This is a genomic window from Ancylobacter sonchi (assembly GCF_018390695.1).
GTDB classification, from domain to species: domain Bacteria; phylum Pseudomonadota; class Alphaproteobacteria; order Rhizobiales; family Xanthobacteraceae; genus Ancylobacter; species Ancylobacter sonchi.
Genome location: NZ_JAHBGF010000015.1, coordinates 13,664 through 27,384 on the forward strand (window position 1 = coordinate 13,664; position 13,721 = coordinate 27,384).

General features: G+C 67.1%; 13 protein-coding genes. 1 reads left to right on the forward strand and 12 read right to left on the reverse strand.

What is annotated here, in order from left to right; genetic code table 11:
* Positions 1-161: 161 nt before the first annotated feature.
* The 11 genes from KHC28_RS07095 to KHC28_RS07145 all read right to left on the reverse strand — a co-directional run bounded on the left by KHC28_RS07095 (position 162) and on the right by KHC28_RS07145 (position 11,524).
* On the reverse strand, positions 162-1,016 hold the full coding sequence (locus KHC28_RS07095; protein WP_214007648.1) for a fumarylacetoacetate hydrolase family protein: 855 nt from the start codon (positions 1,014-1,016) through the stop codon (positions 162-164).
* Between the two features lie 94 nt (positions 1,017-1,110).
* Positions 1,111-2,043, reverse strand: coding sequence for an ABC transporter permease (locus tag KHC28_RS07100; protein WP_214007649.1), 933 nt, complete (start codon positions 2,041-2,043; stop codon positions 1,111-1,113).
* A 32-nt stretch (positions 2,044-2,075) separates the two neighbouring features.
* The gene (locus KHC28_RS07105) at positions 2,076-3,017 is read right to left on the reverse strand and encodes an ABC transporter permease (protein ID WP_214007650.1); all 942 of its coding nucleotides are present in this window, start codon (positions 3,015-3,017) and stop codon (positions 2,076-2,078) included.
* Positions 3,014-4,597, reverse strand: a complete 1,584-nt coding sequence (locus KHC28_RS07110) for a sugar ABC transporter ATP-binding protein (protein WP_214007651.1) — start codon at positions 4,595-4,597, stop codon at positions 3,014-3,016. Before KHC28_RS07110 ends, KHC28_RS07105 begins: the two co-directional genes overlap by 4 nt.
* Positions 4,598-4,612: 15 nt before the next feature.
* Positions 4,613-5,659: a substrate-binding domain-containing protein gene (locus tag KHC28_RS07115; protein ID WP_214007697.1), complete on the reverse strand. Its 1,047-nt coding sequence runs from the start codon at positions 5,657-5,659 to the stop codon at positions 4,613-4,615.
* A 141-nt stretch (positions 5,660-5,800) separates the two neighbouring features.
* Positions 5,801-6,952, reverse strand: coding sequence for a vWA domain-containing protein (locus KHC28_RS07120; protein WP_246564486.1), 1,152 nt, complete (start codon positions 6,950-6,952; stop codon positions 5,801-5,803).
* A complete protein-coding gene (locus tag KHC28_RS07125; RefSeq protein ID WP_214007653.1) occupies positions 6,952-7,824 on the reverse strand; it encodes an AAA family ATPase in 873 nt (290 codons plus the stop codon). The genes KHC28_RS07120 and KHC28_RS07125 overlap by 1 nt, the downstream gene beginning before the upstream one ends.
* Positions 7,825-7,833: 9 nt before the next feature.
* Positions 7,834-8,835, reverse strand: coding sequence for a xanthine dehydrogenase family protein molybdopterin-binding subunit (locus KHC28_RS27695; protein ID WP_214007654.1), 1,002 nt, complete (start codon positions 8,833-8,835; stop codon positions 7,834-7,836).
* Positions 8,832-10,205: a xanthine dehydrogenase family protein molybdopterin-binding subunit gene (locus KHC28_RS27700; RefSeq protein ID WP_214007655.1), complete on the reverse strand. Its 1,374-nt coding sequence runs from the start codon at positions 10,203-10,205 to the stop codon at positions 8,832-8,834. Before KHC28_RS27700 ends, KHC28_RS27695 begins: the two co-directional genes overlap by 4 nt.
* Positions 10,205-10,696 carry a (2Fe-2S)-binding protein gene (locus KHC28_RS07140; RefSeq protein WP_214007656.1) on the reverse strand — a complete coding sequence of 164 codons (492 nt, stop codon included), beginning with the start codon at positions 10,694-10,696 and terminating at the stop codon, positions 10,205-10,207. The genes KHC28_RS27700 and KHC28_RS07140 overlap by 1 nt, the downstream gene beginning before the upstream one ends.
* 3 nt (positions 10,697-10,699) lie before the next feature.
* Entirely contained in the window at positions 10,700-11,524 is an 825-nt protein-coding gene (locus tag KHC28_RS07145) for an FAD binding domain-containing protein (protein ID WP_214007657.1), read from the reverse strand.
* 208 nt (positions 11,525-11,732) lie between these two features.
* Between KHC28_RS07145 and KHC28_RS07150 the strand changes: the two genes are divergently transcribed.
* On the forward strand, positions 11,733-12,614 hold the full coding sequence (locus tag KHC28_RS07150) for an AraC family transcriptional regulator (RefSeq protein ID WP_214007658.1): 882 nt from the start codon (positions 11,733-11,735) through the stop codon (positions 12,612-12,614).
* On the opposite strand, the gene KHC28_RS07155 is transcribed toward KHC28_RS07150, so the two are convergent.
* On the reverse strand, positions 12,594-13,490 hold the full coding sequence (locus KHC28_RS07155) for an amidohydrolase family protein (protein WP_214007659.1): 897 nt from the start codon (positions 13,488-13,490) through the stop codon (positions 12,594-12,596). The genes KHC28_RS07150 and KHC28_RS07155 overlap by 21 nt on opposite strands.
* Positions 13,491-13,721: the final 231 nt, after the last annotated feature.

A 13,721-nucleotide genomic window follows, 5' to 3' on the forward strand; every position in this document is an offset into this window, starting at 1 on the left:
AAGAACAGGACGGCGTATCGCGGCCGCCGCTGCCTGATGAGCCTTTCCCTGGGCAGCACGTAGGGAGACTTATCGGCACCCGATTTCCGTGAGCAGCAGTCCCAAGACGGTGAAGGCTCCGGGATCCCCAAACCTGCTGCGTGACGGACAGGCCGGCTACCTCAACCCGCCTTCCTCCACCCCACCACGCTCTGTCGCTGCTCGCCGAGGCCCTCGATGCCGAGGGTCATCACATCCCCCTCCTTCAAATAGACGGGAGGCTTCATACCCAGCGCGACGCCGGGCGGCGTGCCGGTAGTGATGATGTCGCCCGGATCGAGCCGAATGAACTCCGACACATAGGCGATGACCGTCGCGATATCGAAGATCATGGTGGAAGTGGAGCCCGTCTGCCGGCGACGGCCATTGACGTCGAGCCACATGGACAGCTTCTGGACATCGCCAATCTCCTCCGGGGTCACCAGCCAGGGACCGAGCGGCCCGAAGGTCGGGGCGCTCTTGCCCTTCACCCACTGGCCATTGCGCTCGATCTGGAATTCGCGCTCGGATACATCGTTGCAGATGCAGAAGCCCGCGACATGCCGCAGGGCCTCGGACCGGGCTATGCAGGAACCGCCGGCGCCGATCACGATGGCGATCTCGACCTCCCAGTCGAGCTTGGTCGAGCCGCGCGGCAGCATCACGTCGTCATCCGGCCCGACGATGCAATTGGGCGCCTTGCTGAAGATCACCGGCTCGGACGGGATTTCCGCGCCGGTCTCGGCCGCGTGATCGGCATAGTTCAGGCCGATCGCGATGAAGTTGCCGGGGCGGCCGACCGGCGCGCCCAGGCGCGGCGTGCCGGGCACCAGAGGCAGTTCCTCGACCGGAATGGCGGCGATGCGGGCCAGGGAGGCCGGCAGCAGCGCGTCGCCGGCCAGATCGGGCACGATCCCGCCGAGATCACGGATCTTACCGGCGGCCTCGTAGAGACCCGGCCTCTCCTGGCCGGCGTCTCCGAAACGCACGAGTTTCATGGATGGCTTCTCACGACAGGCGGCATGAACACGGCTCCCCGGGGGCCGCCACCGCCCGCGTAGCCCGATGACGTTTCCGGCCGAGGCCGGAGCGTCATACCCATTTCAGAATGCGGTCGAGCAGCAGGAAGGCGAGCAGCGTCGAGCCCAGAATGATCTGCCGGCCGGCCTCGGCCATCTGCAGCGCCGTCAGCAGGCTGATGAGCACCGTCATGATCACCGCGGCGCAGACCACGCCGAGATAGGGCGCCCGCCCACCTTCGAGAGCCACGCCGCCAATGGCGGCGACCACCACGCTGGTCAGGACATAGGCGTTGCCCAGCCCGAGGAAGGCCTGGCTGACATAGCCGGTGAGCAGCGCTCCCGACAGGCCGGCGATGCCTCCGCTGAGCGCATAGGCCAGCCCCCGGAAGAAGCGCGTATTCGTGCCGCTGAGATAGGCCGTCACGGGATTGGAACCCGTCGCGCGCAGGCGCACCCCCCAGAACGAGTGCAGGAACCACAGCGCCGCCACCGTCAGCGCGCCCCAGACGATCAGGATGTTCGGCACGCCGGCACTCGTCAGCGCGGCGATGCTGACAAGGGCGGGGCTCGCGGCGATCGCCGGATGCAGCTGCGACACCGCGAGAACGAGGCCGCCATCGATCACGCTCGCACTGGCCAGCGTCGCCACCAGCGGCGGGACGCCGAGCCCGGCGATGCCGAGACCATTCAAGGAGCCGGCAAGCAGCCCCGCGGCGGTGGCGACGAGGATGGCCGCCGCCGTATTGCCGTCGGTCAGCGCCAGCGTCGACGTGCCGACGAAGGCGCCCAGCGTGGCCACCGCACCGACCGAGAGATCCAGCCCCTGTCCGCCGGTTGCGATCACCACGGTCTGGCACAGGCCGAACAGGCCGAGGAAAGCCGCGATTTTCAGCTGGTTGGCGATCTGGGCGGAGCCGATGAAGCCCGGCAGGACCATCTGGCCGATGGCGAAGAGCGCCAGCAGCACGCCGATCAGCATGGGAATCCGTACCGTCGATTTCATAGGGTTGTCCCATATGGCAGCAGGCCGCGACCTCAACGGGCCGTGCGCTGCTCGAAGACGATGAAGCCGAGCGCGCCGACGACGATCAGACCCTTGGTGAATTCCTGCCAGGAACTGGGAATCCCGGCGAAATAGATGACATTGCCGATCACCCCGAGCACGACGGCGCCCAGAAGCGCGCCCCAGGGCGACCCTTTCCCGCCTCGCAGCGATATGCCGCCGATGACGCAGGCGGCGATCGAGCCCAGGGTGTAGCTCTGCGCCAGCCGCGCATCCCCCGACAGGGTCTGCGCGGAAATCGCGACCGCCGAGAGGAAGACGAAGAACCAGGCCAGGAGATAGGCGCCGAGCCGGACCCGGATGAGCGAGATGCCGGCCTGGAAGACGGCAGCCGGACTAGATCCCGTCACGACGATCCAACGCCCGACGCGATGCCGGCTGACCAGCATCCACAGGGCCATGGCGCCGGCAATGACCAGCAGCGGGACGGGCACCCCGGCCACCGTTGCGTAATAGGCGTCGCCGATGGCCTCGCCGACGGCGCCGCCGGGCTGGGGCATGATCGCCAGCGCGCCGCCGAACCACAGCGCGCTGGTCGCGAAGGTGGCGATGAGCGAGGGAAGCCCGAGCACCGCGACCAGCACGCCATTGGTCGCGCCGAGCAGGAGCGCCACACCCAGCGTGGCGGCCAGCTGGCCGGGCACGCCGCCGAGGCTGTACGGCGCGAAGCTGGCGAGCAGGCAGTTCAACAGCGACACGCCCGCCCCCATCGACAGGTCGAGCTCCCGGTTCAGGATCACGATGGCCTGCGCGACCGACACCAGGATGAGCGGGGCGAGCGAGGCGAGATTGCTGGCGATCGACGACGCGTCGAAAAAGCTGGGCTGGAGCCAGGCATTGACCGCGACGATGACGGCCGACATGCCGAGCACGGGAACGAGGCCGTTCTGCTTCAACGAGGTCGCGGGCGTCATGACACGACGTCCATGGCGGGCTGGCCGAAGGAGGCCGCGGCGATGCGGTCCTCGTTCATCGCAGCGCCCGCAAGATCTGCAGTAATCCTCCCCTCATACATGACGAGAATGCGGCTGCAGTGCAGCAGCAGCTCGTGCACGTCCGAGGCGTAGACGATCGCCGCCCGGTCCGCCGCCACGAGATCCTGCACCAGTTCGTAGATTTCCGTCCGCGCATGGATGTCGACGCCCTTGGTCGGGTCGCTGAGCAGGATGACGTCGAAGGGAATCGACAGCCATTTGCCGACGACGATCTTCTGCTGGTTGCCGCCAGACAGCGTATCGACCGCCTGCCGGGGCCCCCGGGTCTTGATGGAGAGACGCTCGATGGTCGTCCGCACGAAAGCCGCCAGGGCTCGCGGCGGCAGCCGCCAGGGCCGGCGGTCGGCCGCAACGGCGACATAGCCGAGATTCGAACCCACATCGCCGTCGACGAACAGGCCCTGCCGATGCCGGTCGTTCGGCACCAGACAGATTCCCCGGCGGATCATGTCGCGCGGGCAGCGCGGCCTGACCTCGGTGCCGCCGACGCGGAGCGTCCCCTGCTCGAAGGGGCGGCACGCCGCGATCGCCTCGAGGAGCTCCTCCTGCCCCTGTCCCTGCAGGCCGGCGATCCCGAGCACCTCGCCCCGGCGTAGCGTCAGGCTGGCGCCACGGACAGCCGTCCCGCTCGTCAGCCCCGACACCTCCAGGAGCGCCTCCCCGACGACCGGGTCCCCGACGGCAGATTCCCCGAGGGTCTGGCCCGGCGCCGTTCGCTCGCGCACCTCCCGGTCGCCGGACATCAGTTGCAGGATGCGCGGCACGTCGAGGCGGCCGCGGGTCGACCAGGAGCCGGCATGGTGGCCGTTCCGCAGCACGACGATGCGGCCGCAGAGCTCCTCGACCTCATGCAGCCGGTGCGAGATGAAGATGATGCCGACACCCTCCGCGGTGAGGCGGCGCACCGACGTGAACAGGGCGGCGACCTCCGGCCCGGTCATCGCGGCCGACGGCTCGTCGAGTATGAGCAGGCGGGGCTTGCGCGACACCGCGCGGGCGATCTCCACCCATTGCTGGCCGGCAGCCGTGAGGCTGCCGGCCAGGGCGTCGGGATCGACGCGGGCGCCGAGCCACGACAGGATGTCGATGGCGTCGCGACGGGCCCGGCGGCGGTCGATGAAGCCGCCTGTCGTGCAGATCTCCGCCCCCAGGAACAGGCTTTCCCACACCGGCAGATGCGGCGGGAGGCTGGGGTGCTGATGGGCGATCACCACGCCCAGTCCGGCGGCGACGCGTGGCGACGCCCGGGTCAAGGCCCGCCCGGCGATGAGCACGCGCCCCTGATCGGCCCGCGTCTCGCCGGCAATGATGCGCGACAGGGTCGACTTGCCCGACCCGTTGGCGCCGAGCAGACCGAGAACCTCGCCGGACCGCAATTCGAGGTCGATGCCTTCGAGGGCGACGATGCCGGCGAACCGCTTGCCGACCCCCTTGAGGTCGAGGATGGGCACTGACGCCACCCCCTCCTCGACCCCGGCAATGCGCTCGGCTGACGTCATCGAGAGCGCCACGGGCTACTCGAAAAACGCGTCGAGCTGGGGCTCGGAAAACCATTCCGAGAGATAATAGCTGTCCGGCCGGTCCTTCATGCTGTCGAGGATCGTGACGAGGTTGTCGCGCGTGACCTCGAGCTTGATCGGATAGAAGATCGTGTTCTCGGGGACCGCCTTCAGCTTGCGGCCATTGGCGAGCCTCACGGCGATGCCGATGGCGTTGCGGCTGATGTCCGGCGGGTTCGGCCGGGCGAACGCCTTCATGTCGGTGCCGCCGTCGAGCTCCTGCTTCCAGGCCAGCAGGAAAGCCTTCTGCGCCTCCGCGGTCATGACCGGAATCGGCCGGCGGGCGTTCTGGAACGCCCGCAACACGCCGAGCCCCATCGAATCCTCGACGAAGGCCCCGTCGATCTGGGGCTGCGCCGCGATCACCGTCGCCATGACGCTCTGCGCCTTGGCATGGTCCCAATCGCCGTAGCCGCTCCACACCACCTCGATGCCGGGATATTGCTTGAAGGTATCCAGCGCCGCCTGCCGCCGGGCCTCCGCCGCCGGGTGGCCGGCGATACCGTTCACCACCACCACCTTGCCCTTGCCGCCCAGCGTCTTGGCGATCCACTGGGCATAGGCCTGGCCGAAGGCGTAGTGATCGACGGTGACGTTGATGGCGTAGGGATTGGTCACACGCTGATCGAACGACACCACGGGTATCTCGGCCCGCTTCGCCTCGTTGATGGCGCCGTTCAGCGCGGTGGCGGAATTCGCGTTCACCGTGATCACCGCGACCTTGGCCCGGATCATGTTGCGCAGATCCTGGATCTGCTGGCCGACATCGCCGCCCGCCTGCTGGACGACCAGATCCTTGGCCAGCCCCTCGGCCTTGTAAGTGCCGAACTGCTCCTGCGCGCCGGAGATCATCTGCCGGCGCCAGTCATGAGCGAAGTACCCGATCGAGAAGCCGATCGTGGCATCCCCGCCTTTCGCGTGGGCCGCCGGCACGGCGACATTCCCGATGGCCGACGAAGCCGCCCCGGCCGCGACAAGAGACATGAAGTCCCGTCTGTTCATCACTTCCTCCCACCAAATATTATGATTGTTCACATCAGAATATTTACTGGGATGATTGGCAATATAGAGCCACAATGTTTCAGACATTCCGATAAGAACAATGATTATTACGCATTATATTAGTGAATTATATTACACAGATCATGCATGCGTACATTTCTCGGCCGACTTCTCCCGTCCCCAGATCTTCGAGGCACGTTCGGCGGGAACCCGCCAGTTCAGGAGGAACGGCATCAGCACCGAGCCGGACGAGCCGTCGACCAGATCGTCGAGGAAAGGCAGCACAGCCTGCATGGCCCGGGTGCGCGGTCGGTAGCGGGGATCGGCCACCAGCGGGCTGGCCCAGCTGAAACGCCAGGCGAGGCGCGACAGCCGCGCGACTGCCTGGACGAAGACGGCGGGATCTCCCCGTTCCAGGCCATCGGAGACCACGAGGATCGCGGCGCCCCTGGCGAGGCCGGCGAAGCGCGGCACCGACAGGAAGCGCGCCAGGCAGGGACCGATCTGCGTTCCGCCCTCCCAATCCGCCACAGCGGCGGCGGCATTCGCGAGCGCCACCGCCTCGTCGCGGCACCGCAGGTTCGACGTGATCCGGCTGAGACGGGTGGCGAAGGTGAAGACCTCAGCCTCCGGCGCCCGCTGCACGATGATGTGAGCCAGCCGGAGATAGTCGTCGCTCGCGGTCCTCATCGAGCCGGACACATCGATCAGCAGGAGCAGCCGCCGGGGCCGCGCCGGCGCGAGCGCCATCAGCGGATGGGGAATGTCGCCGTCATGGCGCAGGATCTGCCGCAGGGAGCGCCGGAGATGAACGGCAGAGCCCTTCGACGAGGGCCTCAGCCGGAACGACTTCCGCAGCGGGAGACGCCCGGCAAGCCGGCCGCCGAACCGGCGCAGCTCCTCGTCGGGAGCGAGCGGGGCGATGGTCTTCTCCTGCAGCAGATCCGCCGCCGAGGCCCGATCGCCGGCAACGTCCTCCTCGTCGCGCTCCGGCGCCGACGCCTCCGTCTCACCTTCCTCTTCCCGCTCGGTCTCCCCGCTCGCGGTTACCGCGCCGGAACCGTGAAAGAAGGCGCGGAACAACTCGTCGAAGTCGGCGCGACGCTCAGGATGCGGCGAAAACGACGCGACGGCGGCCTGATAGACGTCGCGGATCCCCCCCGGGCCCAGCAGGACAAGGCTCCGGAGGAAGGTCTCGGTCTGCTCGGGAGCGACGGCGAAGCCGTTGTCGCGCAGCATCCGGCCAAAGGCCACCATCATGACGGCGATCGGTGGCAGGCCGCCGATCGGCATCACGCACACGCCTCGGCCAGCAGGCCGTCGAGATCGTCGCGCAGGTCCGAGAGGTCCTCCTCATCCTTGATCGCCGCGCCCACCGCCCGCCGGAAAGCCAGCGGCCAGTCGCCACTGCCATTCTCGAGCAGCGTGGCCGCGCGCGCCCATTCGACCGCTTCGGCAATGCCCGGTGGCTTGGCCAGCGGCCGGCGGCGCAGCGCCGCCACCGAACGCGCGACGGCCCTCGCCACCGCCCGACTGACGTCCCCCGCCCGCGCCCGGATGATCGCCGCCTCCCGCTCCGGCTCGGGATAGGGGATCCAGTGATACAGGCAGCGGCGGCGCAGCGCTTCGTGCAGCGACCGCGTCCGGTTCGACGTCAGAATGACCGGGGGCTTCTCTCGGGCGGCGATAGTGCCCACTTCCGGGATCGAGATCTGGAAGTCCGACAGGAACTCGAGCAGAAACGCCTCGAACTCATGGTCCGAGCGGTCGATCTCGTCGATCAGCAGCACGCAGCTCTGCGGCGCGCGGATCGCCTTGAGCAGCGGTCGCTCGATGAGATAGGTCTCGCTATAGAGATCCGGCGCATGTCCTTCGGCTTCCCGCAGCGCCAGCAATTGCCGTGGGTAGTTCCATTCGTAGAGCGCGTGGGCCGCGTCGATGCCCTCATAGCATTGCAGGCGAACCAGCGGACGCCCGAGCAGCGTCGCCAGCGTCTTGGCGGCTTCGGTCTTGCCGACGCCCGGCGCCCCCTCCAGCAGCAACGGCTTGCCGAGCTGCAGGCTGAGGAAGATGGCGATCGCCAGCCCCTCATCGGACAGATAGCCGGTCTCGGCGAAGCGCGCCTCGACGAGAGCGGGCGAGGAGAGGCTGGGATAGCTTTCCATCGCCCTGCGTCAGGCTTCGAGCCCGCGCAGGGCGCGCAGGATCTTCTCGGGGGTGAAAGGCATGGTGTCGATCCGCACGCCCACCGCGTCGAAAATCGCATTGGCGATGGCCGGTATCGGCGCATTGGCGCACATTTCGCCGGGCCCCTTGCCCCCATAGGGGCCATCGGGGGCGGGGCGTTCCAGCACCACCACTTCCGTCCTCGGCAGGTTTCCGGGACCCGGCATCAGGTATTCGTTGAAGTCGACGCCCCTGTGGTCGCGCTGCGGGTAATAGGGCTCCGTGGTCTCGTAGATCGCATGGCTGATCCCCATCCACGCGCCGCCGACCAGTTGCTGCTCGACCATTCGGGGATTGAGCGCGCGGCCGATCTCATAGACGTTCTTCAGCGAGATCACGTCGACCTCGCCGGTTTCCACGTCCACCTCCACTTCCGCGACCGTGCAGGCATGGGCGTAGCAGGTGGCCGGCTTCATCGCACCGTCGACCGGCGAGGGATATGAACGCGGCACCAGGAACATGCCGCGACCGGAAATCGACCGCCCCTTCTGGAAATGCGCGGCGAGCGCGGTATCGGTGACGGAGACCGCCTTCGCCGGGGCGCCCACCACATGGATGTTGCCGGCGCCATCGGTCTCCAGATCGTCGGTGCTGACCTCCAGCATCTCGGCCGCCACCTCGAGCATCACGCCGCGCGCCTCCCTGGCGGCGGCAATCACCGCATTGCCGGCGCGATGGGTTCCCCGCGAGGCGAACGTGCCCATGCAATGGGGTCCGGTGTCGGAATCGGCCGTGTCGACCACGACGCGCTCGGAGGGCACGCCGAGTGTCTCGGCGCAGATCTGCCGCAAGATCTGCTTCATGCCCTGGCCGAGATCGACGCTCGACACCGTCACCATGAAATTGCCGGTCGGCGTCGAATGAACCAGCGCCTGTGTGGGGTCGCCGCCGAGATTCATGCCGGTGGGATAGTTGACGGCGGCCACGCCCCGCCCGCGCTTCCTGGTCAAGGCTGCCTCCTCGGTTCGCGCGACGACATCGCCATGCAGCGGGGATCGACCGGCCAATCGGCCCACTCAGCCGCCTCCTGCATACATTCGATCAGCGCCGCGCCTTCGGTGGGTTGGTGATGGGCCTTCATGTCGCCGTCGCGATAGGCGTTGACGAAGCGGAACTCCAACGGATCCATGCCGATCAGCCGGGCCAGCTTGTCCATCTGCACTTCGAGCGCGAAATCGCCGATCGTCACGCCGAAGCCGCGCATGGCGCTGGACGGGGTCCGGTTGGTGTAGACGCAGTAGCAGTCGATGCGCACGTTCGGGATGGTATAGGGGCCGGGAAAATGGGCGGCAGCCTTCTGGGTTCCGTAGGGCGTGTGCCGTGAATAGGCGCCGGAATCGACGTAGCAGCGCACCTGACGGGCGACGATCCGGCCGTCCTTCATCACCCCGTCCTTGAGATAGATCCGTTCCGCGGCGCGCGGCGAGGAGATCTGCATCTCCTCGTAGCGGTTGTAGATGTAGGAGACTGGCCGGCCGGTGAGCATCGACGCCAGAATGGCGATCGGCTCGGTGGTGCAGTCCACCTTGCCGCCGAAGCCACCGCCCGCCGTGCCACCCACGAAATGCAGCTGCTGGCCGGGGACCTGCAGGATCACCGAGCTGTTGTCGAGCGTGAAGAAGACCGCCTGCGTGCCGGTGTAGCAGGTGAAGCGGTTGTTCTGGTCGGGCACGACGACGCAGCCGGTGGTCTCGGTCGGCGCCTGCTCGATCGGCGAGGCCTGATAACGCTGCTCCAGAATGAAGTCCGCCTCGGCAAAACCCTTCTCGACATCGCCAAGGATGACCTTGCGGCTCTCGCCGCTGTCGTAGCGATAATAGTTCTGCCCGTGATACTCGTTGACCAGTGGAGCGCCCGGCTTGAGCGCCTCCTCGACGTCGAACACCGCCGGCAACTCTTCATAGGCGATCTGCACCAGCTGGGCCGCCTCATAGGCCGCGCGCTCGCTGTCCGCCACGATGCAGACGATCGGCTCGCCCTGCCAGCGCACCTTGTCGAAGGCCAGCACCGGCTCGTCCTCCGGGCCGATATTGATCAAGCTGAGCACGGTGTAGACGTTGTGCGGCACGTCCCTGGCGGTGATCACCCGGCGAACGCCGGGGTGGCGTTCCGCCCGGCTGGCATCGATGCCGAGAATGCGCGCATGGTGATGCGGGCTGCGGACCATGCGGATATGCAGCAGTCCGGGGATCGCGCGATCCGCATAGAACGGCGTGATGCCCTTCACATGGCCGAGCGCATCGGAGCGCTGGCGGCTCTGCCCGATCTCCTTGAGATCGTCATTGCGCTCATCAGCGAAGTACTTCTTGCGGATTTCCATCAGGCGGCTCCCGGTCCGCTCGCGCTCATCACCTGGGCCGCCGACAGCACGGCCTGGATGATCGGCTCATAGCCCGTGCAGCGGCAGATATTGCCGCTCAGGGCCTCGACCACATCCTCACGGCTGGGACGTGGATTGGTCAGGAACAGGGCCTTGGCGGCCATCAGCATGCCCGGCGTGCAAAAGCCGCACTGCGCCGCGAAATGCTCCATAACGGCGTGCTGCAAGGGATGCAGCTGGCCATGGGCCGCCAGCCCGGCCACGGTCTCGACGTCCGCCCCGTCGCAGTCCTCGGCCAGCGTGATGCAGGACAGGCGGGGAGCCCCGTCCACCAGCACCGTGCAGGTGCCGCAGGTGCCCTGCAGGCAGCCGGACTTGGCCGTCAGGTCGCCCGTCTTGTCACGCAGGAGCCGCAGCAGCGTGGCGCCGCTGTCGACGAACTCGGCCCGCTCCTCGCCGTTCAGAATGAAGTGCAGTGGAATTTTCGCCATGGTTCACCCGTCGATTTCAGGCAGGAGCAGGCGGCGCAGATGCACCGGCAGCACGGCTTGCCGGTACCAGGCGCTGGCGATGGCATCGCTCGGCGGCGTGGTACCTTCCGTCACGTGGGGCTCGAGCCGGTCCAGGGTGGCGGTGATGAGTTGCTCGCCAATCAGCGCCCGCTCGAACGAGCTCGCACGGATCGGCGTGCCGGCCATCGCGCCGAACGCGATCCGGGCCGCGCCGACCCGCCCGGCGTCACGCGCGATGACGGCGGCGATGGAGACAATGGCCGCGCCCTTCGGCTTCACCCGGCTGGCCTTCACAAATCTGAATGTGCCCGCTTCGGGCCGGGTGAAGGCGACCGATGTCACGATCAGGCCTGCGGGGAGGCTGTCGCGCCGGGCGAAGAACTCCGCCAATGGCCATTCCTCCACCCCAACGGCACCGTGAACGGTGACGACGGCACCCAGCGCGAGCAGCGCGACGCCGAAATCGCCATAGGGGCTGGCCGCGAACAGGTTGCCGCCCACCGTGGCAGCGGAGCGGATGGCCGGTCCGCCGACAATCCTCGCCGCAGGGGCGAGCCATTGCAGGCCGGGATGCCCGAGAAGCTGCGCCATGGTGACCAGCGCGCCAAGACGAATTCGCCCATCCGCCTCGTCGATCCGCTTCATTTCCGGATCGCAGACACGAACATAGGTCGTGACCGCAGCATCTCCCTCGTTGACGCGACGCACGAGAAGCGTCCCCCCGCCGACAACACACGCTCCAGCCTCCTCCGTCAGGAACGATGTGGCGGCGGATACCTTCTCAAATCTCCTGTAGGAAAGACCCATGAACATTCCTCTTGGCCTGTTCTTTTGACCGCCCGGGTCGGGCGGCACTCGACCGCAACGCTATTCTTGCGGAGATCGAGTGGGTCTGCTTATCGCCCGATCTACTTTTGGAGGCGCCGGACATTCCCGTCCTGCCGGCGCGCCGTCCGTCCGTGCTAGCTTCGAATGCGCATAAAGAGCGGCAAAGCCGCCAGCCGAGGAGGAAATGATGTCCAAGCTTCATCGTGTTCATGATGGGGATTTCGGCTCCGTGTCCGTGCTGGAGCTGACGGGAGAGCTGGTGCCCCACGTGCATTCCAGCGTGAATCTCAGCTTCTGGCTGGCGGGGGCCCCGGCTCCGCTGAGCCTCAATGGCCGGGCGATCGGACATGACGCGGAGACCGCCGCCGTCATTAATGCCTTCGTGCCGCACTGCCTGAAGGTCGAGAGCGCCGCCCAGACGCATACCCTGTCGTTCTATCTCGACCCCGACTGGCTCGCCCACCATCTGCCGGCCGGCACGCCCGCCGGCTTCACCGACCTGAAGCTGCCGATCTCGCCGGCCCTGCGCGATGAACTGCAGGCGCTGGCCGACATGCTGATCAACGAGAGCTGCGACCCCTACGAGATCGACTGCGCCATTCTGGTGTTCCTGAAGAGAGCCCTCGCAGCCTGTCAGGTCGAGGACGCCGAGGCCGCGATCCGGGAGCGCCGGGCGAAGGACTTCCGGCTGCGCAAGGCCGTCGCCCTGATGCGCGAGAACATGTCGCGTGGCCTCGACATGGAGGAGGTGGCGCGCGCCGCTGGCCTCTCGCGCCCGCATCTGTTCTCGCTGTTCCGCGACCAGCTCGACCTCACGCCGGGGGTGTTCTGGAATTCGCTGCGCCTGGAGGAGGCCGTCAACCAGATGCGGGCATCCGAAGACAATCTGACGTCGATCGCCAGCAGCCTCGGCTTCACCGCGCAATGCAACTTCACGCGGTTCTTCCGCCAGCACACCGGCGTGACGCCCAGTGACTACCGGGGGGCGCTGCCCGGCGGGCCGGAAATCCGGCACGCCCGGGGACGGCATTGGGCGGGATGCGCGGATTCAGCCTTCCAGACGGTATAGCCGCGCGGCGGTGTCGAACAGGATACCCTGCTGGTCTCGGAGCGGCAGATGCGCGACGGCGCGCCGGATGTTCTCGGCCAGCGTGCCGTAGTCGCTCCAGAGCTTCTCAATGGGGAAATTCGAGCCCCAGACGCAGCGCTCTGCCCCGAAAAGGTCGACCGTGTCGCTGACGATCGGCTGGATATCACCGAGCGTCGCGCGATGGATGAAGGTCCCGAGCCCGGACAGCTTCACATAGACATTCGGATTGTCGGCCAGCTGCCGCATGCCCCGGCGCCAGGCGTCGCGGCCCTGCTCGCTCGCATCTTCCGGCATGCCTGCATGTTCGAGCACGAAGGTCGTCGAGGGGAACGCCCTGGCGAGCGCCGCGCCATCCGCCATTTGCGACGTGAAGATCTGCAACTCGAACAGCAGCCCTCTCGGCGCCAGGCCGGCCAATCCCTGCCGCCAGGCCGGCTCGGCGATCAGATCTGGACGGGCAGCGAACCGGTATTGCGGGTTTTCATGCCAGTGCACCTGCTGGCGTATGCCGCGTAGCGCCGGACTGTCCTGCATGGCGTCCAGCTTCGCTGGCAGGCTTGCATCCGTCATGTCCGCGAAGCCGACGATGGCGTGCGGCCAGCCATGGGTGTGCGTGATCGACTGGACCCACTCGACCTCCTCCACGGCCCGCGCCGGATCCCAATTGGTCTGCACATAGACCGAGGCGACGATGCCGGCGTCGCGGATGTCGTCGAGATACTCGCCGATCAGGTAGTCCCGACGTATCGGCTCGTATTCGCCGAATATTCTCGGAACCATCGGTCCATTCAGCCAGGGCTGGTCCGCTCGTCTCCAGACATGATGATGGGCATCGATAATATCTATCCTGGACATGACGCGTCTCTCTGAACAACTACCGTAGAACAGATACCGCGTCTTCGCGCATCGACTAACAGTCGACGGTCACTGTCGTCCACCTGAAGCCTGTTAATCAGACGTGACGATAAGCGACCGGGCCGCAAGCCGGTAAGTTGCATCCGTTGACCGGCCGAGCCCGGCAGGCGGCTGGCGGCTGGCGGCTGGCGGCTGCATGTCGGCGCACATGGATCCGTGCTGCCATTGAAG

What these genes read in the sequence shown, in the direction of transcription:
- KHC28_RS07140 (WP_214007656.1), bottom strand. Translation starts at nt 10,696, where the DNA reads ATGGCGAAAATTCCACTGCACTTCATTCTGAACGGCGAGGAGCGGGCC.
- KHC28_RS07115 (WP_214007697.1), bottom strand. Translation starts at nt 5,659, where the DNA reads ATGAACAGACGGGACTTCATGTCTCTTGTCGCGGCCGGGGCGGCTTCG.
- KHC28_RS07125 (WP_214007653.1), bottom strand. Translation starts at nt 7,824, where the DNA reads ATGGAAAGCTATCCCAGCCTCTCCTCGCCCGCTCTCGTCGAGGCGCGC.
- KHC28_RS27700 (WP_214007655.1), bottom strand. Translation starts at nt 10,205, where the DNA reads ATGGAAATCCGCAAGAAGTACTTCGCTGATGAGCGCAATGACGATCTC.
- KHC28_RS07105 (WP_214007650.1), bottom strand. Translation starts at nt 3,017, where the DNA reads ATGACGCCCGCGACCTCGTTGAAGCAGAACGGCCTCGTTCCCGTGCTC.
- KHC28_RS07110 (WP_214007651.1), bottom strand. Translation starts at nt 4,597, where the DNA reads ATGACGTCAGCCGAGCGCATTGCCGGGGTCGAGGAGGGGGTGGCGTCA.
- KHC28_RS07155 (WP_214007659.1), bottom strand. Translation starts at nt 13,490, where the DNA reads ATGTCCAGGATAGATATTATCGATGCCCATCATCATGTCTGGAGACGA.
- KHC28_RS07095 (WP_214007648.1), bottom strand. Translation starts at nt 1,016, where the DNA reads ATGAAACTCGTGCGTTTCGGAGACGCCGGCCAGGAGAGGCCGGGTCTC.
- KHC28_RS07100 (WP_214007649.1), bottom strand. Translation starts at nt 2,043, where the DNA reads ATGAAATCGACGGTACGGATTCCCATGCTGATCGGCGTGCTGCTGGCG.
- KHC28_RS07120 (WP_246564486.1), bottom strand. Translation starts at nt 6,952, where the DNA reads ATGCCGATCGGCGGCCTGCCACCGATCGCCGTCATGATGGTGGCCTTT.
- KHC28_RS07150 (WP_214007658.1), top strand. Translation starts at nt 11,733, where the DNA reads ATGTCCAAGCTTCATCGTGTTCATGATGGGGATTTCGGCTCCGTGTCC.
- KHC28_RS07145 (WP_214007657.1), bottom strand. Translation starts at nt 11,524, where the DNA reads ATGGGTCTTTCCTACAGGAGATTTGAGAAGGTATCCGCCGCCACATCG.